Source organism: Corynebacterium sp. 401_CJEI, from assembly GCF_001076435.1.
Lineage (GTDB): Bacteria > Actinomycetota > Actinomycetes > Mycobacteriales > Mycobacteriaceae > Corynebacterium > Corynebacterium jeikeium_D.
The window spans coordinates 1-18,229 of record NZ_JVIP01000011.1; the positions used below are offsets into that span (position 1 = coordinate 1).

Annotated in this window: 16 protein-coding genes; 7 read left to right on the forward strand and 9 right to left on the reverse strand. The window is 59.9% G+C overall.

Annotated features, from left to right (window positions below; genetic code table 11):
- Positions 1 to 171 precede the first annotated feature (171 nt).
- Positions 172 to 792, reverse strand: a complete 621-nt coding sequence (locus ADM64_RS02435) for a transglycosylase family protein (RefSeq protein WP_016423316.1) — start codon at positions 790 to 792, stop codon at positions 172 to 174.
- Positions 793 to 1,662: 870 nt separating this feature from the next.
- Between ADM64_RS02435 and ADM64_RS02440 the strand changes: the two genes are divergently transcribed.
- Positions 1,663 to 2,094, forward strand: coding sequence for a cold-shock protein (locus ADM64_RS02440; protein WP_005511873.1), 432 nt, complete (start codon positions 1,663 to 1,665; stop codon positions 2,092 to 2,094).
- Between the two features lie 72 nt (positions 2,095 to 2,166).
- Here the strand turns inward: ADM64_RS02440 and ADM64_RS02445 are convergent, their stop codons facing one another.
- Positions 2,167 to 2,661 carry a DUF2771 family protein gene (locus tag ADM64_RS02445; RefSeq protein WP_049193037.1) on the reverse strand — a complete coding sequence of 165 codons (495 nt, stop codon included), beginning with the start codon at positions 2,659 to 2,661 and terminating at the stop codon, positions 2,167 to 2,169.
- Between the two features lie 122 nt (positions 2,662 to 2,783).
- Complete coding sequence (locus ADM64_RS02450; RefSeq protein WP_049193038.1) at positions 2,784 to 3,944, reverse strand: glutaminyl-peptide cyclotransferase; 1,161 nt, start codon at positions 3,942 to 3,944, stop codon at positions 2,784 to 2,786.
- Between the two features lie 23 nt (positions 3,945 to 3,967).
- Between ADM64_RS02450 and ADM64_RS02455 the strand changes: the two genes are divergently transcribed.
- From ADM64_RS02455 to ADM64_RS02465, 3 genes are all read left to right on the forward strand, one after another.
- Positions 3,968 to 4,660, forward strand: a complete 693-nt coding sequence (locus tag ADM64_RS02455; protein ID WP_224433761.1) for a DUF3027 domain-containing protein — start codon at positions 3,968 to 3,970, stop codon at positions 4,658 to 4,660.
- A gap of 141 nt (positions 4,661 to 4,801) precedes the next feature.
- A complete protein-coding gene (locus tag ADM64_RS02460; RefSeq protein ID WP_016423312.1) occupies positions 4,802 to 6,316 on the forward strand; it encodes an NCS2 family permease in 1,515 nt (504 codons plus the stop codon).
- Between the two features lie 9 nt (positions 6,317 to 6,325).
- Entirely contained in the window at positions 6,326 to 7,198 is an 873-nt protein-coding gene (locus ADM64_RS02465) for a TrmH family RNA methyltransferase (RefSeq protein WP_049193039.1), read from the forward strand.
- A gap of 3 nt (positions 7,199 to 7,201) precedes the next feature.
- On the opposite strand, the gene ADM64_RS02470 is transcribed toward ADM64_RS02465, so the two are convergent.
- The 3 genes from ADM64_RS02470 to serC all read right to left on the reverse strand — a co-directional run bounded on the left by ADM64_RS02470 (position 7,202) and on the right by serC (position 10,528).
- Positions 7,202 to 8,107 carry a DUF6928 family protein gene (locus tag ADM64_RS02470; RefSeq protein WP_049193040.1) on the reverse strand — a complete coding sequence of 302 codons (906 nt, stop codon included), beginning with the start codon at positions 8,105 to 8,107 and terminating at the stop codon, positions 7,202 to 7,204.
- Positions 8,108 to 8,122: 15 nt separating this feature from the next.
- Entirely contained in the window at positions 8,123 to 9,250 is a 1,128-nt protein-coding gene (gene sepH, locus ADM64_RS02475) for a septation protein SepH (RefSeq protein WP_049193041.1), read from the reverse strand.
- Positions 9,251 to 9,391: 141 nt separating this feature from the next.
- On the reverse strand, positions 9,392 to 10,528 hold the full coding sequence (serC, locus tag ADM64_RS02480; RefSeq protein WP_049193042.1) for a phosphoserine transaminase: 1,137 nt from the start codon (positions 10,526 to 10,528) through the stop codon (positions 9,392 to 9,394).
- 725 nt (positions 10,529 to 11,253) lie between these two features.
- Here serC and ADM64_RS02485 point away from each other — a divergent pair.
- Positions 11,254 to 12,549 (forward strand): citrate synthase, encoded by a 1,296-nt coding sequence (locus ADM64_RS02485; protein WP_016423307.1) that lies wholly within the window; start codon positions 11,254 to 11,256, stop codon positions 12,547 to 12,549.
- A 215-nt stretch (positions 12,550 to 12,764) separates the two neighbouring features.
- The gene (locus tag ADM64_RS02490) at positions 12,765 to 13,124 is read left to right on the forward strand and encodes an FKBP-type peptidyl-prolyl cis-trans isomerase (protein ID WP_005511805.1); all 360 of its coding nucleotides are present in this window, start codon (positions 12,765 to 12,767) and stop codon (positions 13,122 to 13,124) included.
- 244 nt (positions 13,125 to 13,368) lie between these two features.
- On the opposite strand, the gene ADM64_RS02495 is transcribed toward ADM64_RS02490, so the two are convergent.
- Positions 13,369 to 14,850, reverse strand: coding sequence for a carboxyl transferase domain-containing protein (locus ADM64_RS02495; RefSeq protein ID WP_049193043.1), 1,482 nt, complete (start codon positions 14,848 to 14,850; stop codon positions 13,369 to 13,371).
- A 108-nt stretch (positions 14,851 to 14,958) separates the two neighbouring features.
- Between ADM64_RS02495 and ADM64_RS02500 the strand changes: the two genes are divergently transcribed.
- Positions 14,959 to 15,945, forward strand: coding sequence for a ribokinase (locus ADM64_RS02500; RefSeq protein WP_016423305.1), 987 nt, complete (start codon positions 14,959 to 14,961; stop codon positions 15,943 to 15,945).
- A gap of 113 nt (positions 15,946 to 16,058) precedes the next feature.
- Here the strand turns inward: ADM64_RS02500 and ADM64_RS02505 are convergent, their stop codons facing one another.
- Positions 16,059 to 17,324: an ABC transporter permease gene (locus ADM64_RS02505; RefSeq protein WP_049193044.1), complete on the reverse strand. Its 1,266-nt coding sequence runs from the start codon at positions 17,322 to 17,324 to the stop codon at positions 16,059 to 16,061.
- Complete coding sequence (locus ADM64_RS02510) at positions 17,321 to 18,226, reverse strand: ABC transporter ATP-binding protein (protein WP_049193045.1); 906 nt, start codon at positions 18,224 to 18,226, stop codon at positions 17,321 to 17,323. The genes ADM64_RS02505 and ADM64_RS02510 overlap by 4 nt, the downstream gene beginning before the upstream one ends.
- Positions 18,227 to 18,229: the final 3 nt, after the last annotated feature.

Genomic DNA, 18,229 nt, shown 5'->3' on the forward strand with positions numbered 1-18,229 from the left:
ACGCAGTCACTAACTCGCGTTGGCAGGCGGTCGCCAGCCATAAACGCAAGCAGTAACTCACGCAGTCACTAACTCGCGTTGGGTCGGCACCGCCAATCTGCGGAAGGCAAAAAGTAGCCCCGAGGGGATTACCCTCGGGGCTACTGTGATGAGCTGGCTAGCTCGAAAGTCTTAAATCAGACCCTGCAGCTTCGACAGGTCGAACGGAATGGCTGCGACCAGTTCCTGCGGGAGCTCAACCTCGCCGGTCAGTGCACGGAACTCAGCGATGAGTGCCTGAGCGTCGGACAGGCTGTCGACGTTGGACAGGCGGTCAGCGAACTGCTGAACCAGGTCAGTCTTGGAGTCGGAAGCAGCAGCTGCCGGAGCGGCCTGTGCGCGAACAGGAGCGGAGCCCTGGCTCGGGTGCGGACGATCGGTCGGGCCGGAGGAGAGACCCAGGCTTGCGGAGCAAGCCGGCCATGCGCCCCAACCCTGCTGAGCCAGGACCTTCTCAGCAACGTAAATCTGCTGCTCGCGGGAAGCCTGATCAGCGGTCGAAGCGAACTCGTTACCACCGAAAGCGTTCCAGGTGCTTGCGGAGAACTGCAGACCGCCGTAGTAGCCGTTTCCGGTGTTGATGTGCCAGTTGCCGCCGGACTCACACTGTGCCAGGCGGTCCCAGTCGGAGTCCGGAGCTGCAGAAGCGGTCGGTGCGAAGATAGCGGCACCGGCACCGAGGATTGCGCCGGTCAGTGCAACCTTTGCCGAAGTGGAAGCGAAGGTGTTGGTCTTAGCTGCGTGGCGAGCCATATGAAAATTTCCTTTTCGTCGATTTTCTTTGTGGCGCCAGTGGGGCTAATGCAACCCCATCTCACTCTTATGGAAAGTTCTTCACGTTATTGATAACGGGCCGATGTCATCGCACTGGAGTGAGATGAAGGCGATCTATGCGACTTCGTCCGTTAAACGCGTCGATTGCACACCGTAGCGGTTGATAACGAAATAGTCACGCGAATCGCCGGATTCTTAATTTTGAGCGCAGGTGGGAAATATGCATAAAAGTAGGTGAAACTGCAGGTAAGAGACGTGACTGTTATTGGTGTTGTGTAAGTTAAAACTTCAAAATGTGATAAAGCTCACGTTATCGTCTTGTTATTTTTCCTGTTTTGGCGCGTCTCCGGTACTTGAAAAGAGGTCATAAGAGATAGCCATAAAGAACCAACGCTGGCAGTTAGTTACCGTCTCGGTGTGTCAATCCGCGAGCGTGCTCGCTTCACTCAAATCCGTCTTCCCTTTATGTCTCCATCTATGGGTATAATTGAGTTCTTTAGGTAATCGGAGGTGACGTGCACATGCACGCCGCTACCGCTGCCGCCACTTCGCACTAGTAAGCAGTAATAAATAATGTGTTCCCCGTTGGAGTGCGTCCTGTTTTGGTCGCACCTTAATTAAAGGAACACCATTAAGACAGCGCCCGGCCCGGCATATCCTCGCGATCCTGTCTGGCCAGGCTCGCCGCGAGCGAGCCTCTAACTCTGGCCGTTTGTGCGTGCGAGGACGGTGGCAAATGCGGAAGAATTGCATCTCCGATCCGAAGACCCCGAAGGGCAGTCACCGCTGCACAAGGGGGAACGAGGTTGAGTGCCCCCAGTCACAGGGCACGGGAAGGTTAGGTGGAAAGTGCCCATCGGTAAGGTCAGGTGGTACGACAAGGATCGCGGTTTTGGCTTCGTTTCGAATCCGGACGGTGAAGATGTCTACATCGGCAAGAACGTGCTGCCGAAAGGTGTGGAAGAACTCGTAACTGGTCAGCGCCTGGAGTACGACTACGCTGACGGCCGCCCAGGCCCGCAGGCTCTCCGGATCAAGGTGCTCGACGAGGGACCGCGCGGTGCCCGTCACCGCCGTGGCGGGGCAGGTGGGGGCGCAGGAGCCCGTCGTCAAGCAAAGAAGCACAGCCCCAGCGATCTCAACGGCATGATTTCGGACATGATTTCCATGCTGGAGTCGACGGTGCAGCGTGACCTGCGCGCCGGGCGTTACCCGGAGCGTAAGGACGGCCACCAGATGGCTGAAGTCCTGCGTGCGGTCGCGCGCGAGCTGGACTCGTAAGTCGGTAGAAGATGTGAAAAACGCCCGCTCACGAAGGTGGATAACCTCAGTGAGCGGGCGTTTTGCTGTGCTTTACGACTGTTCGTTGACGATCGACCAAGTAATACCGTAGGTGGTCTCTTCACCCTCGGAGTTCTTTCCGATGAGCGCGGTGGAAACCTCCACGACCCCGAGTGGGGTGCGTTTGCCGGCAACAGCTGCGGAGCCGGCGATGGTCTCGGTCGTGGCTTCGCCCGGATCCTTGCGAGAGGTGGAGTTGACCGCATCGTCGGAGAAGAAACGCTGCAGAGTCCAAGAGTTAGAGCCAACAGTGGAGCCGACGTTAACCTCAGCTGTCTCCTGCTCGCCCAGGGAGATCTTGGCGGCGTTGGCCTCAGTCGTGGTGCAGGCATTCTTCTCAAAGAGGTCGCAGACACGGTAGGGAAGAACCTCTGTGGTTTCGCCGTCCTGAATGACCTCGATGGACAGCGCGTGCGGGTCGTCGATTGCCTGGTTGGTCCACTTATTGACGGCAAGGACAATGCCGGTGACGACAAGACCCACCACGACAATAGCGCCGACAACCATGAACGCCTTACTATTCTGTTGCCAGCGGCGCCTACTCGATCCCATCAACTCTCACTTCCCGACATTCGTAACGGAATTGAAGCTACGTTCAGTCACACTAGCCGTTCTCGGGCTAGATACTGCTATTCACTCACGGTAACACGGTAGGCCGTGGGCCATTTCTTCCCTGTGAGCAGGAACTGGCGGGGGCCATTGGGGGAGGTAGAGGAAGAATCCGGCAATAGAGCAATGCCGTTGAGCACATCAATACTGTTTTGCTCTGCCGGGGAGAGCTGCGCGTACAAGTCGCGGAAGAGCTCGGTGGCATCGACGATGCCTGTGACCTTTCCGTCTTCCGGGTTGATGCGGTAGATGAATGGACTCTGCCAGACGTTGGCCCAAATCTCGCGGTGCGATTGCGGGGAGTTTGGTCCGTCCGCGTTGCTCTGGTTGTTTGAATCGCTCGTGTCCGCTGGTGCTTCGTCCGGAGCTGCGTCCGGGGCTATGTCGGTGTCGACAGTGACGCACTCGAGTTCGTTGAGCCACGTTGTCTCTGTACCTGCTGCAGTGACGGGCAGTTGACGCTGGGAAGAGAGGTCATCGGGGGCGCGGAAAGTGAGGGTGCCACTGCCGTCGGAGGTCACGATGGTGTCCTCGAAGGAGCACGCGCCCCAGCCTTCGGTGTCGAAGGGAACCTCGCGACGCTGCTTGAGAGTAGCCGCGTCGCGTTCAATGGCGCGTCCTTCCTTCCACGTCAGCTGCCACACGGTATCTCCATGACGGGTAATCCCCTCGCCGAAGAGTTCAGGCTGTAAATCTTCCACGTTGGTCGGCTCGGCTGCAGAGTTGTCGAGCCACTGCGGTAATCGGTAAATCTGGGACTCGCCGTAGAGGCCGGTGCCCATCAACAAAGAGCCATCGGGTTCGAACTCAAGGCCCTGGACAAAAGGCGCAGCGACGTTCTTCTCCGTGGGAAGTGGTGGAGCCGAGACAGGATAGGACTGCTCGATGGCCAGTTTCAGTGTCGGAACGTCACCGAGCCCCGGCACCTTATCGGCACCGACCAGTTCGGAGGGATTAACCGATGCTGAAGTCGACCTTGGGGCGGTGCCGGAGTTCGAGCCGGCACTAGCTCTACTAGTAGTGGCCTCGCCTGAGTGATTGCCACCTGAACCAGTTTCAGCCGCACAACCGGCCAATAGGGCGGCAGTTGCCACGGAGAGGATGGCAGCTCGGGCCGTCGTAAAGCGTGATGAGTGGAAGGTGCGGGCGGGTTTTGCGTCGCCCGACGGGAATCTGTCCATAGCTTCACTCTAGGATAGGAAACGTGACTGAAAATCGACGACGTTCCCGAAACAGCCGCCGACGGGGGAAGGTGATGAATCACCAGGCGGTCGACACTGCCCGTACCGCGATTGAAGAGCTCGGGGAGGGGCCTGCCGGCGCGCACACCGGTGTAAGTGTCGTAGGCGAGGGCGTTGCGGTGCATCGTTTTGCGGCTGACCTGCCCGGATACAGGGGCTGGGAGTGGCATGTGGTGGTCGCGTGCGCGCCGGGCACTCAACAGGCGACGGTCAGTGAAGTGGCTCTTGTCCCTGGCGAAACCGCGCTGCAGGCGCCTGAATGGGTGCCCTACGAGGAGCGGCTGCGCCCCGGTGACCTCGGTCCGCGCGATTTGTTGCCGGCTGCAGTGGGAGATGAGCGACTCGACGGCGATGACTTGCAGACCCGCACCTTGTCGGCGCGTGGTGTGGAAGACACCGAGCAGCGTTGGGAAGAGGGCGATACCGGCCCCGAGAGTGACTTTGCTCGGGAAGCATTGCACCGCTGCCGAACCTGCGCCTTTATGGTCCCGCTGACCGGTCCGCTCGGTAAGAACTGGGGCGTGTGCGTTAACGAATGGACATTCGATGCCACGGCCGTAAGCTTTGACCACGGCTGCGGTGCTCACTCAGCTATCCCGGAAGTAACGGGGCAGGGTGCACCGGTGGCGGAACCCTACCAGGATTCCCACCTGTAGCTTTCCACCTAGGCAAACGCGATGACGGAGAAGGTGCAGTTTCGACGCCACTGTGGCCCCAGAGACTGCACCGTTACGGATTTCGGCACAAAAATTCCGCTCTGACACGGATAGTAAAGAGACTCTAGAGAGGCATAAAAAATGGACAAAGGTACGTCCACCTCTGCAACATCCTCAGATGAGGCGAAGGACTCCAAGCCTGCACGGAAGGGGAGCCATCTTTCGGCAGTGGACCGCTATTTTCACATCACGGAGCGCGGTTCGACGACCGTGACCGAGATTCGCGGTGGCGTAGTGACCTTCTTCGCGATGGCCTACATCATTCTGCTCAACCCGCTGATCCTCGGCAATATCGAGGATGTCAACGGCAATAGCCTGGGGATACCACAGGTCGCCGCTGTCACTGCGCTCGCCGCGGGTGTCATGACCATTACTTTTGGTCTCTTTGCCAAGTACCCCTTCGGCATTGCGACGGGCCTGGGCATCAACACCCTGGTTGCCGTGACATTCGTTGCTAACGAGGGACTGGCCTGGGAAGAAGCGATGGGCCTGGTCGTGCTGGACGGCGTGATTATCGTGCTGCTGGCGCTGACCGGATTCCGCACAGCTGTCTTCCACGCGATTCCGTCCGATATGAAGGCCGCGATGAGTGTGGGTATCGGCCTATTTATTGCCATGATTGGTCTGGTCGACGGTGGCCTGGTTCGCCGTATTCCCGATGCCGCTGACACGACTGTCCCGGTGCAGCTCGGCATCAATGGTCAGATTGCCTCGTGGCCGACCGCCGTGTTCGTCCTCGGGCTGATTATCTGCGGCATCATGGTTGTCCGCAATATTCCAGGTGGCCTGTTCATCGGCATCGTGCTGAATACCATCATTGCGCTCGCAGTCGAGGCCTTGACGGATGCGGGCCCCTCCTTCGCTGATGGCAAGCCAGTGCCGACCGGTTGGAATCTCGCGGTACCGACTCTGCCGGACCGCGTAGGCGGCATGCCGGACTTGTCCCTCGTTGGAGCTGTGGATCTTTTCGGATCCTTTGCCCGCGTCGGTGCCCTCAGCGCCACCATGCTGCTGTTTACCTTGGTCCTGGCGAACTTCTTCGATGCCATGGGCACGATGACTGGTCTGGGCAAGCAGGCCGCACTTGTCGATGAAGACGGTGTGCTGCCGGACATGAAGCGCGCACTGGTTGTCGAAGGCACCGGTGCCATTGTCGGTGGTGCAGTCAGCTCCTCGTCGAACACCGTCTTTGTGGATTCCGCAGCGGGCATCGCCGATGGTGCACGCACTGGCCTTGCCAACATTGTCACCGGCATCCTCTTTCTGGCAGCGATGTTTTTCACCCCGCTCTATGAAATCGTGCCCATCGAGGCTGCCGCGCCAGTGCTGGTCATCGTCGGTGCCATGATGATCGGGCAGATCACCGAGATTGATTTCACCCGTTTCGACATCGCACTGCCGGCATTTTTGACTATTGTCACCATGCCGTTTACCTACTCGATTGCAAATGGTATCGGCATCGGTTTCATCACCTTTGCTGCGATGGCTATCTTCTCGGGTCGTGCCAAGTCCGTACATCCGCTGATGTGGATTGTCTCCGGCCTGTTCATCATCTACTTCGCCGCCGATCCGTTCACCGCTCTGCTGGGCGGCTAAAGAGTTTCCATGAGTACCACCACATTCCTCGAACGCTTTGCGCCCATCGTCGTCGACGATCCCGCCGACAGCCGTCTCGATGACATCCGCAACCTCAACAAGTCCGATTCCCGCCCCGATTTGCCCGGTGGGAAGGGGCTGGTCATCGCCGAAGGCACGCTCATTGTGCCGCGGTTAGTGCGCTCACGCTTTCCGCTCCGCGCAGTCTTTGGTACTCGCCAGAAGCTCGCATCGCTTGCCGACGGACTGACCGCGAGCGAGGCCGTTATTGCGGAAACGGTGCCCTGGTTTGAACTCGACCGCGAGGTTCTGGCCGCAGCGGCCGGATTTGATCTTCACCGCGGCCTTCTGGCCACCGCTGACCGCGCGCCGGAGCTATCGGTGGACCAAGTTCTGAGCGGAGCCACCACCTTGGCCGTGATGGAGGGCGTCGGCGACCACGAGAACATCGGAGCCCTGTTCCGTAACGCGGCGGGCATGGGCGTGGATGGGGTCGTCTTCGGCGCGGCCTGCGCCGATCCGCTGTATCGCCGCAGTGTGCGCGTTTCCATGGGGCATGTGCTGACAGTCCCATTTGCGACTCTGCCCGGTACTACGACCACCTGGCAGCGAAGCCTGGACCAGCTCAAAGAGCAGGGCTTCCGCGTGGTGTCCATGACCCCTGCGGGCACGGTGGACCTGTGGGATGCCATGGACACGGACAAGGTCGCGATTCTCGTTGGCGCTGAGGGACAGGGGCTTACCGAGCACGCGATGGCAGCCACCGATGTGCGTGCTCGCATTCCCATGTCACCGGGAACTGACAGCCTGAATGTGGCTACCTCCGCGGCGATCGCGTTCTACGAGCGACTGCGCGTTCAGTCGCAGCGCGCAGGGCGGTAGAAACTATTTCCCGAACTTGCCTCGCGCCCGCTGCCAGGTGCGGCCAGCGAAGTTCTTGGCCTTAGCCCCAAAGCGACTGAGCTCCTCCAGAAAGTCTCGGTTCGGCTCTGCGTTGTGAACTTCGTAGTCGTCGTAGGCGCGGTCAAGCTCTGCGCCAGACTCGGACGAACCCGGCTCACCCATTAGCCCGCGTGGACTACGAGACGTCGAATACGAAGCCCCGGGAGCCGCACGACGGCCATCCACCGCAAAACCACTAACAGGGATATCGGTAGCGGGCGAATGCGGGTCGAATCCGAGCCAGTCGGTGATGACGGCGTCGGCAAGCTCTGCCGGAACGAACGGCAAACCGACCCCCTCGCGTGGACGTGAACCCGTATCTTCGAAAGCGTCGGGCAGCGGGCGGTGCTTGCCCGCCCAGAAGCTGCCCTCTGCGGGGCAGGGAAGACCGATGTCTTCCAGTGTGCGGTAGCGAGTAGCGGAGAAAGCACGCTTGAGCTCACCATCGTGCCAATGCGCAAAGGCACCGAAGCCCGTGGATTTATTCGACACACTCGCGTAGACGTCCGTGGCGGCAATCTCCTGGCGCAGACGAGGCGACAGCTTGGACAGCTGCGAGACATCATCGAGAACCGTCTGCAGTACGGCAACGCCCTCAAATCCACCGATGTAGTATTCACCGTCACCGGTTTCCGCCGAGCGGTTGAGCGGGAAATCACCAATCGGTGTTACCGGCAACGTCGAGTCATAGAGAGCTAGGAAACGACGCCCGAAACCGCGGTCATGCTGAACACCTGTCTCCAGGGTCGCAGCAGGGTCATTGGTGCTGATAAACCAAATCGTGACTACACCGCGGCGAATCGCGGAGAATTCGAAATCAGAAGCGTTGCCACTGGTCATGGAGCTCATTGTCGAGGGAAACTCCTACTTCTTCGGGCCGTTCGGACGTACGCCGAGTAGCACATCCTCCCACGACGGCATGACAGTCTTCTTCTTGCGCTTCGGCTGCTCCGCGTCCGGGTGCTGCAAGAACTCCGCCTCGTCAACATCGTCGTCGGCGGCATCGCTTTGCGACGGAACATCCTGCTCCCCGTGGCCTCGCTGCGGCTCCGCCGAAGACTGCCATGCGGCTGGCATCTCAGAGGTATCCGCGGTATCGGCAGCTCGATTGGCCTGCGGAGCCAAGTCTCGGTTGCGGCGGGCAAAGTCGGGGTCAATCAGCTCTGCTGCCAGCTCATTGCGAGCAATGGTGAGTGCGGAAAGTCCCTCCGCCTGGTAACTCCACTCAGCTACGTTGGTGGTGTGGCCGACATTCCAAGTAACCGTCACAATCCACTGTCCACTCGGGTCGCGGTAGGCGTCCCACGAGGCATCGGCGAGTTCCTGGCCACGGGCGGCAAAAGCGGTGGCGAGAATCTCCCACAGGGACAACTTGGCCGGGCCATCAATGCGACGTGGCTTCGACTGCTTGCCGAGCTCCGCAATACGTGCGCGCTCTGCAAGCACCGGGTAGGCGAAGGACTCAATCTTGCGCGGCTGCATGCCGCTGTACTCAATGAGCTCCTCCACCGTTTGGCCGCTGCGAATGCGGTCCTGAATTTCGCGCGGCGACAAAACTACGCGAGGCTCTTCCAGAACAGGCTTCGGCGCCGTTGGAGTCTTCTTCGGTGCCCCGCCTGCCGTAGCGGAGTTGCCGGCCGCCTCGCTGCCTTCGGCCGCGTCGCCGCTTGCGGTGGTGGCTTCCGCTGTGCTGCCACTAGTGGAACTTCCGTCGGTGGAGCCCCTCTCTGCGGTAGCACTCTCCCCAGAGCTACCGCTGGCAGTGGCGGTGGCGGCGCTGGATCCGTCGGCAAGCGATGCGGAATCAGCTGCAGCAGGGGAACCGGCGGCATCGGCGAGCTCGAAGTGCTCGACCAGGAAAGTGCGCAGGTTCTCGTCGAGAGGCAGCGTGAAGCGAAGTCCCTCCTGCCGTTCCTGCTCGGTGATATCGGCGGGAACGAGAATCAGTGAATCGGTCACATCGCCGTCCAGAACGGGCTTCAGCTCCCTCATGCGAGAACCTCCTTGTTGGTCGACGTTATAAGTAATGCTCACTAATCATGGTAAACGACAAAACTCCCGCGTCACGGACAAATGGGGCAATGCCCTTGCGCGTGGCGCGGGAGTTATGCGGCTGAGGCCGGTATTTGGCTGTTACTTTGCAGCGTAGCCGTTGTCCAGAACCCAGTCGATAGCGCCAGTCAGACGACGGATGTCCTCCGGGTCGATGGCCGGGAACATACCGATGCGCAGCTGGTTGCGGCCCAGCTTGCGGTACGGCTCGATGTCGAGGATGCCGTTGGCGCGCAGAACCTTGGCAATCTGTGCGGCGTCGATGTTGTCCTCGAAGTCGATGGTGCCGACGACCAGCGAGCGCTTTGCAGCATCGGTGACGAACGGAGTTGCCTCCGCGCGGTTCTCAGCCCAGTTGTAGAGGTGGGAGGAGGACTCGGTGGTGCGGGCAACCATGCCGTCGAGGCCGCCGTTGGCGTTCATCCACTTGACCTGATCAGCCAGCATCAGCAAAGTGCCGACGGCCGGGGTGTTGTAGGTCTGGTTCTTGCGGGAGTTATCAACGGCAGTCTGCAGGTTCAGGAAAGCCGGGATGAAGCGGTCGGAAGAATTGATCTTCTCAATACGATCGATGGCAGCCGGGGACATTGCAGCCAACCAGATGCCGCCGTCAGAAGCGAAGCACTTCTGCGGGGAGAAGTAGTAGACGTCAGCCTGGGACATGTCGACCGGGAGGCCGCCGGCACCGGAGGTGGCATCGATAGCCACGAGCTGGCCCTCGGAGCCTGCCGGGCGGGTGACCGGAACCATGGTGCCGGTGGAGGTCTCGTTGTGAGCCCAACTAATAAGGTCAACGCCCTCTTCGCCAGCGACAACCTCAGGTGCGGAACCCGGCTCTGCTTCGATGATCTGCGGAGCGTCGAGCCACGGAGCCATCTTGGAGGCCTTGGCAAACTTGGAGGAGAACTCACCGTAAGTCAGGTGAGCGGACTTCTTCTCGATGAGCCCAAAGGTAGCAGCATCCCAGAAAGCGGTTGCGCCGCCGAGGGACAGGACAATCTCGTAGCCGTCCGGAAGCTGGAAGAGCTCAGCCAGACCCTCGCGAACCTCACCAACAACGTTCTTCACTGCCGGCTGACGGTGGGAGGTACCCATGATAGAGGTACCGCCGTCAACGATTGCCTGAATCTGTGCCGGGCGAACCTTCGACGGACCGCAACCAAAGCGGCCGTCGCCGGGCTGGAACTCTTCAGGGAGGACTGGGAATTGATCGCTCATATGAGGCGCAACCTTTCAAAGTGCATTCAAAGTGAAGCTTGATATACAGCCGTTGTCTTCAAACTCTAGCGGTAATCGGGGGTACTTATAGCAAAAGGGTGGGGTTCAATTGCCCCCGCTTCCGTACTTTGCATAACAAAACAGGGTGGATTGGCGTATTTGCAAAGTTTGCGAAGAATTTTTTCCAGTTTTGTTGGTGCTGAAAACTTGGCGGTGTGGGGCCTCGGGCGGGCGGCGAGGGGTGGATAATTGTGGATTAAGTCGATGTGTTTTCGGGCGTCGGCTCGGTGGCTTTTGAACTTTTAAAGACATTGGCTGTTGAATGGGCTCCTGACCTCCTGGTTAGTAAATGAGCAGTGACAACGTAATAAACCCGTTTTTTCCATTTGCATTTCGGGGTGAAGAAGGGTCAAGATTGGGTAAGCCCAGGCTGCCCGAATGGGGTAGAGGGTGTTGCACTGCTCACACTCTTTGATATTGTGTGTTCTAATCCACTGCAGGTGTCGGCTCTTTATGGTTACGACACGGTCGATGTGAACTAAGCAAACTTTTTTCACTGAGCAAGATGCAATGGAACGCAAATGTCGCGCATAATTGAATCATTGAAAACAATGCGACCCCGAAGGGGTGGCGTGGAGTTGGGAGGCAGCATGCTGTTTTCCGCTGTGCCTGCTTCCCCCGCACTCTGGAGTCGTTAAGAAGAATTTTTCTGTGAAAGGGAAGTTGTGGCTACTAAAGACGGCAAGGCTGTACTCCACTACCCGGGCGGCGAGTTCGAGATGGACATCGTCAAGGCAACCGAGGGTAACGACGGTATCGCACTGGGCAAGATGCTCCAGGAAACTGGACTGACCACCTTCGACCCGGGCTACACCGCCACCGGTTCTACCGAGTCCAAGATCACTTACATCGACGGCGGTAACGGCATCCTGCGCTACCGCGGTTACCCGATTGAGCAGCTGGCTGAGAAGGCTACCTTCAACGAGGTTTCCTACCTGCTGATTCACGGCCACCTTCCGTCTGAGGAAGAGCTTGCGCAGTTCAACCACGACATTCGTCACCACACCCTGCTGGACGAGGACTTCCGTCGCGCATTCAGCATCTTCCCGCGTGGCGCACACCCGATGCAGACCCTGGCTTCCTCGGTCAACATCCTGGCTTCCTACTACCAGGACGAGCTGGATCCGCTGAACGAAGAGCAGCGCAACCTGGCTGCGGTTCGCCTGATGGCTAAGGTCCCGATGCTGGCTGCATACGCTTACCGCGCATCCAAGGGTGAGCCGTACATGTACCCGGACAACAACCTGAACGCTCGCGAGAACTTCCTGCGCATGATGTTCGGTTACCCGACCGCTGACTACGAGGTTGATCCGGTAGTGGTTGACGCTCTGGACAAGCTGCTCATCCTGCACGCTGACCACGAGCAGAACTGCTCCACCTCCACCGTCCGCATGGTCGCTTCCTCCGGCGCTTCCATGTTCGTCTCCATCGCTGCTGGTATCAACGCTCTGTCTGGCCCGCTGCACGGTGGCGCTAACCAGGCTGTTCTGGAGATGCTCGAGGACATCCAGCAGAACCACGGTGGCGACGCAACCGAGTTCATGAACCGCGTGAAGAACAAGGAGCCGGGCGTCCGCCTGATGGGCTTCGGTCACCGCGTCTACAAGTCCTACGACCCGCGTGCAGCTATCGCTAAGAAGACCGCTCACGAGGTGCTCCAGCACCTCGGCGGCGACGAGCTGCTGGATCTGGCTATGAAGCTGGAAGAGATTGCACTGGCTGATGACTACTTCGTCTCCCGCAAGCTCTACCCGAACGTTGACTTCTACACCGGTCTGATTTACCGCGCCATGGGCTTCCCGACGGACTTCTTCACCGTCCTGTTCGCCATCGGCCGCCTCCCGGGCTGGATCGCTCAGTTCAACGAGCAGGTCACTGACCCGGCATCGAAGATCAACCGCCCTCGCCAGATTTACACCGGCGAGACCGAGCGTGACTTCGTTCCGCGCGACCAGCGCTAAGGTTTCTAGCGATTACTGCGTAGGGGGTTCCTCGCAGGTAACTCAGCATAGAAAAGTCCAGCGTTGAAAACGCGAAAAGGCGCGTACTAGCCTTCGAAAGGTTGGTACGCGCCTTTTATTTTTCCTAGAATTCTAAGAAACCCCATTTAAGTTGGGTCCATTTACGTTGGGCTGAATACCAACTGTGAAAAAGCCAACTGTGATAGGAGATTGTCTTGTCCAAGCCAGAACTCACTGCTAAGTCCGGTCCGGCTCCGACGGAACTCGTCATCAACGACCTCACTGTCGGTGACGGCAAGGAGGCCACCCCGGGTGCTCGTGTCGAGGTCCACTACGTGGGTGTTGACTACGAAACCGGTGAAGAGTTCGACTCTTCCTGGAACCGTGGCCAGTCCATCGAGTTCCCGCTGAACGGCCTGATTGCCGGTTGGCAGGAAGGCATTCCGGGCATGAAGGTCGGCGGTCGTCGCGAGCTGATTTGCCCTCCGGAGAAAGCTTACGGCCCGGCTGGTGCAGGACACTTCCTGTCTGGTAAGACCCTGGTCTTCGTCATCGACCTGTTGGACGTTAAGTAGAAGTCCGCATGCTAGCTCTGTTGGCCGGCTGAGCTTCGCTCCGCTTCGCGGTTCCTGCCCATCCCTCCGTCGGCGGTTTGCAGGATTTCCGGCGAAGAAAGTGACTGCGTTTATGACACTTCAGGCGTGAAAAATTGCCCAAAAGTGTCATAAACTCAGTCACTTTCTTGCTTTCTGAGGTTGGGGTGGGGGGCTGAAGGCCCAAACCAGCCCCACACCAGCCCCACACCAGCCCCCAGACCCCTTACTCACCCAGCGCGAAGCGACGGTAGTGGTCGAAACGCTGCTCACGGCCAACGCGAGCCGGATTCTTCTCCAGCTCCCAGAGGGCGTGCTCGATAGCACTCAGAGCACGGCGGGGCAGTTCGGCCGGATTCTCAGGTTCGGCCACAATCTCGTCGATGACCCCGGTCTTCAGCATGGCCTCGGCGCCAACGCCCTGCTCCTCCATCATTTCCGGGGCATGCTCGGTGTCTCGGTAGATAATCGCCGAAGCACCCTCCGGCGGCAACGGAGACATCCAAGCATCGTGCATTACCAGCACGCGGTCAGAGGGCAGCATGGCCAGCGCACCGCCACCGCAGCCCTGGCCGAGAATGAGTGACACGGTCGGAACCTTCAAGTTCACCAGCGTGGTCAAGGTGCGGGCAATCTCGCCGGCCATGGCATTTTCCTCGGCGTCCTTGGTCAACTCAGCGCCTGGGGTGTCAATGACCGTGACCAGCGGAATGTTCAGGCTTTCCGCGATGCGCATCGCACGGCGGGCAAAACGCAGAGAACCCGGACCCATTGGATGCGTGCCCAGGGGTGGCTGATTATGGCGATCCTGGGCGACCAGAATCACCGGCCGCTCACCAATCCGCGCCAGGCGAGCCCGAACCGACAGCGACTTGTGGCCATCGCCAGTGCCGGAAATCGGCACGGAGCAGTCGACAAGGGCATCGATAATGTCGCCGCCACCTGGACGAGAAGTATCGCGGGTGCGCAGGATAGCTTCCCAGGTATCGCGACCATCAATGGCTGCTACTGGCGGTGGGGTGGGTTCGCTGGGGTCTCCGTCGGCAAGCACGTCGATGGTGCGGCGGACAGCGCCGCGCAGACCTTCGAGCGGAATGATGCCGTCGATAATGCCCTGCTTGAACAGGTTCTCGGAGGTCTGAACGCCTTCGGGCATGGGTTCGCCGGTAGCGAGCTCGACGACGCGCGGGCCGAGGAAGCCAAGAAGCGCGCCGGGCTCTGCGAAGGTGAAGTGGCCTGCCGACCCCCACGACGCCATGACACCACCGGTGGTGGGATTGCGCAGGTACACCAGGAATGGCAAGTGAGAATCCTTGTGGCGCGCCACTGCGGTGGTAATAGAGATCATGAGCGCGAACGCCGCAGTGCCCTCCTGCATGCGAGTGCCACCCGAGGTCGGGGAGAGCAACAGCGGCAGCTGCTCCGCAGTCGCGCGCTCGATGCTGCGAATAATACGACGAGCGGTTGCGGCGCCGATAGAACCGCCGAGGAAGCCGAACTCAGAACAGATGACGGCGACGCGCTTGCCACCGACGGTGCCTTCACCGGTGATAACGGCCTCATCGAGACCGGTCTTCTCAGAGGCTCGGGACAGTGTGCCGCGGTAGGACTCGTCGATGTTGCCATGCTCGGGCGCGCCGTCCCAGGAGGTGAAACTTCCGTGGTCGAGGACGGTATCTATTACTTGTTGGGCGCTGATTCTAGCCATACCTCCACGGTAGTAAACAAGGGGTAAACCGGCTTAGTTGATGGTGGGCGGAAAGGGGTAGCGCTATTGTCGGAAAAAACGTGTCCGCACTACCGAGGAGTCGAACCAATGCCGATTACTGAGCGCCTCACCGAGCTGGCTGAACAGAGGCCAAACGTATGTGTCGTCGGTTCCATCAACGCAGACCTGACCGTCACCGTGAAGCGCCTGCCGCATGGTGGCGAGACTATCGAGGGCAGTCCTCTGCGCATTCTGCCGGGCGGTAAGTCGGCGAATCAGGCGGCGACGGCTGGAAGACTGGGCGCGGCCGTGGAACTGGTCGGCGCGGTCGGTTCGGATCCCAATGCGCAGTTGCTGCGCGACGCGCTTACCGACGCTCACGTGGACATCTCTGCAGTTGAGACCGTCGACTCTGCCACTGGTACAGCCATGATTGTCGTTGATGATGCGGCGGAGAATTTCATTGTCATCTCCGCTGGCGCCAATGGTGAAGTCGATGCTGAGATGGTGCGCAGTCATGCGGACAAGATTCAGCGGGCTGGGTGCCTCGGTCTGTGTCTGGAGATTTGTGATGAGGCTGTCCTGGCCGCCGCACAGATTGCCCACGATGCGGGTGTGCCGGTGGTGTTCAACCTGTCGCCGATTCGGGCGGTCAGTGAGGATCTGCTCGCGCTGGTCGATGTCCTCATTGTCAACGAGCACGAACTCGCAGCCATCATCGGCTCCGAGCGCGCGGTCGCCGGTTGCGAGCACGGTCAGTGGGATGCGGTTGGGCGCGCGCTTGCCGACGAACACGGGATTTCCACGGCCATTGTCACACTTGGCGGGGAGGGGTCTGCGGTCTTGAGGACGTCGGAAAGCGAGGTGGCAGTCACTCGCATTCCAGCGCTGCCCATCGAGGTCGTGGACACCACGGGCTGCGGTGATGCGTACATGGGTACGGTCCTCACCGCGTTGGCCGCGGGCGATGATGTGGTGACGGCAGCTCGTCTTGCGGCGGTGGTCTCGGCTCATGCGGCGACAGGCGTGGGGGCGCAGACCTCCTATGGCGAGACAGGAAAAATCGCGCAGTTTGCGGCGGACCATGGTCTATAAGGTGCGCTGCGCAAAGGCCTATAAGGTGCGCTGAGCAAACTACGCGATTGACGATTATTCGGTTTTAGGTGACCGTGGCCGAAGGAGTCACGCTCTTTTGGGCAGGGCTGGGGCTAGCTCTTGGCTGTCAGAGCCTTCTTCCAGCTGACCGCGGCACCGGTGCGCAGGACATTGCGCGGGTAGATCCAGGCGGCGAGTGCGATGACTGCGGCTACTCCCACAACCATGATTAGCAGCGAAGCCGCCAACTGGAGTGCGGAGAAGTTGCCAACGGCGTACTGCATCGGGGCAGTGGTGATGGAAACCGGTGGAATCCACGCTGCAATCTGCATGACGGTAGAGTCCAGCTTGCTCCAGCCAAACAGCGGAACATACATCGTGATCAGCGAGAACACTAGTACCGGCATCTGTGCGCCCTGGAAATCTTCCATACGGCTGACCAAGGATGCGGAGGCTGCATACAGCGCGGCGAAGAAGAAGTAACCGAGGATGAAGCACGGGACCAGCAGCCAGACTGCGGACCACGGCACATCGAAGCTCTCCGCCAATCCGGTAATCATGAGGGCAACTGCGGCGCTGGCGGTCAGCACGCTCATCATGATGATGCCAGCCAGACCGGCGCCGAGGATCTTGCCAGCCAGCAGGTGCGCCGGGCGAACGGTCGAGAGAATGATCTCGATGACGCGGGAGGACTTCTCCTCGATGACGCTGGTGGCCACTGCGCCACCGAAGACGAGGATGGCGGTCATCATGACCATCACACCGATTAGCGTGATGAGCATCGCAGGCATCTTCTCGTCTTTTGCTTCATCCAGGGATTCCACCGACACGGCTGCGCTTTGAGTCTTGGAGAAAAACTCGCCGGGGTTGATTCCGTTTTCGCTGAGCAGCATGGCTTCGTTCTGTTTCTGCAGCGACTCCTGCAGCATTGGGGCTAGCCAGGATGGGGCGTCGTCGGCAAGCAGCTTCCACGAGCCCTCCTTGCCTTCTGCGGTGTCGGGGACGAGAGCGGCGTCGGCATCGCCGTCGGTGACGGCAGCGCGAGCGGCCTTGTCGTCTGCCGCGGACGTAATCTCCAACGGTGACAGCGATGCCGTGGCAAATGCGCCGGCTGCGGCATCCGCGCCTTCAGCACCCTTCATTTCGGCGGTGGCGTCGGCGAGAGAGTCCGCGAACGGCGCTTCTCCGACGACCGCGATCTTGACCGCGTCATTATCGGACTTGGAAGTCATGTAGTCGGCAACGAAGATACCGCCGACGACTGCCACTGCCATGATGATGAGCGTGATTAGCGAGCTCTTCTTCAGTAGATGCTCGCGGAGTTCGCGGACGAAAACGGTCTTGACGGCCGTTGAGGCGTTGTAAGTGTTGGTGCTCATTGCTGTACGGCCTCCTGGTAGAGCTCGGTAAGTGGAATTTGCAGAGGTCCAAACGAACGGACCGTTCCCGCTGCCATTGCGCTGTGCAGTAGCTTCTGGTCGGTGTCGGCTGGGGCGTCGGAATCGAGGTGAACGACGGTGGCGCCGTGGGCATCGCGTTCCACGCTTGTCACACCCTCGACGGAGGTCGCCCAATCCTGGGACGCGCTATCGAGCTTGACGACGAAAGCCCGTGGGCCACGTGCTCGGAGCTCATCAACGGTGCCTTCCACGAGCATGCGACCGTCGCGGATGATGCCGACGCGGTCACACATGCGCTCAACGAGATCGAGCTGGTGAGAGGAAAACACGATTGGGGTGCCGCGGTCGGCGTACTCTTTGAGGACCGAGCTCATCACCTTGACCGCGACGGGGTCGAGGCCAGAGAAAGGCTCGTCGAGGACGAGTACCTCGGGGTCGTGGACGAGGGAGGCTGCCAGCTGCACGCGCTGCTGATTGCCGAGCGAGAGCGTGTCGACCTTGTCGTTGGCGCGCTCAGTGAGACCGAGGCGCTCCAACAAGTTATCGGCGTTGGACTCCGCGCGCTTGGTGGGCACACCGTGTAGGCGAGCAAAGTAGATCAGCTGCTTGCGGACCTCAGCCTTCGGGTAGAGACCGCGTTCTTCTGGCATGTAGCCAATCGTGCGGCGCAGCGAGTCATTCATCGGGGTATTGCCGATGCGCACTTCGCCTTTATCGGTGGCCAGCACGCCGAGGGCAATGCGCATGGTGGTGGTCTTGCCGGCACCGTTAGAGCCGACGAAGCCGTAGATTTCTCCAGGGTGAACTTGGAAGCTCATGCCACGGAGAACCTGCAGGTCTCCATAGGACTTCTCAAGCCCGTCAATAATGAGGCTATTCATGGT

Coding starts and splice junctions, on each gene's coding strand:
- ADM64_RS02505 (WP_049193044.1), bottom strand. CDS start 17,324: ATGAGCACCAACACTTACAACGCCTCAACGGCCGTCAAGACCGTTTTC.
- ADM64_RS02450 (WP_049193038.1), bottom strand. CDS start 3,944: ATGGACAGATTCCCGTCGGGCGACGCAAAACCCGCCCGCACCTTCCAC.
- ADM64_RS02460 (WP_016423312.1), top strand. CDS start 4,802: ATGGACAAAGGTACGTCCACCTCTGCAACATCCTCAGATGAGGCGAAG.
- ADM64_RS02445 (WP_049193037.1), bottom strand. CDS start 2,661: ATGGTTGTCGGCGCTATTGTCGTGGTGGGTCTTGTCGTCACCGGCATT.
- ADM64_RS02435 (WP_016423316.1), bottom strand. CDS start 792: ATGGCTCGCCACGCAGCTAAGACCAACACCTTCGCTTCCACTTCGGCA.
- ADM64_RS02495 (WP_049193043.1), bottom strand. CDS start 14,850: ATGGCTAGAATCAGCGCCCAACAAGTAATAGATACCGTCCTCGACCAC.
- serC (WP_049193042.1), bottom strand. CDS start 10,528: ATGAGCGATCAATTCCCAGTCCTCCCTGAAGAGTTCCAGCCCGGCGAC.
- ADM64_RS02470 (WP_049193040.1), bottom strand. CDS start 8,107: ATGAGCTCCATGACCAGTGGCAACGCTTCTGATTTCGAATTCTCCGCG.
- sepH (WP_049193041.1), bottom strand. CDS start 9,250: ATGAGGGAGCTGAAGCCCGTTCTGGACGGCGATGTGACCGATTCACTG.
- ADM64_RS02510 (WP_049193045.1), bottom strand. CDS start 18,226: ATGAATAGCCTCATTATTGACGGGCTTGAGAAGTCCTATGGAGACCTG.
- ADM64_RS02465 (WP_049193039.1), top strand. CDS start 6,326: ATGAGTACCACCACATTCCTCGAACGCTTTGCGCCCATCGTCGTCGAC.
- ADM64_RS02500 (WP_016423305.1), top strand. CDS start 14,959: ATGCCGATTACTGAGCGCCTCACCGAGCTGGCTGAACAGAGGCCAAAC.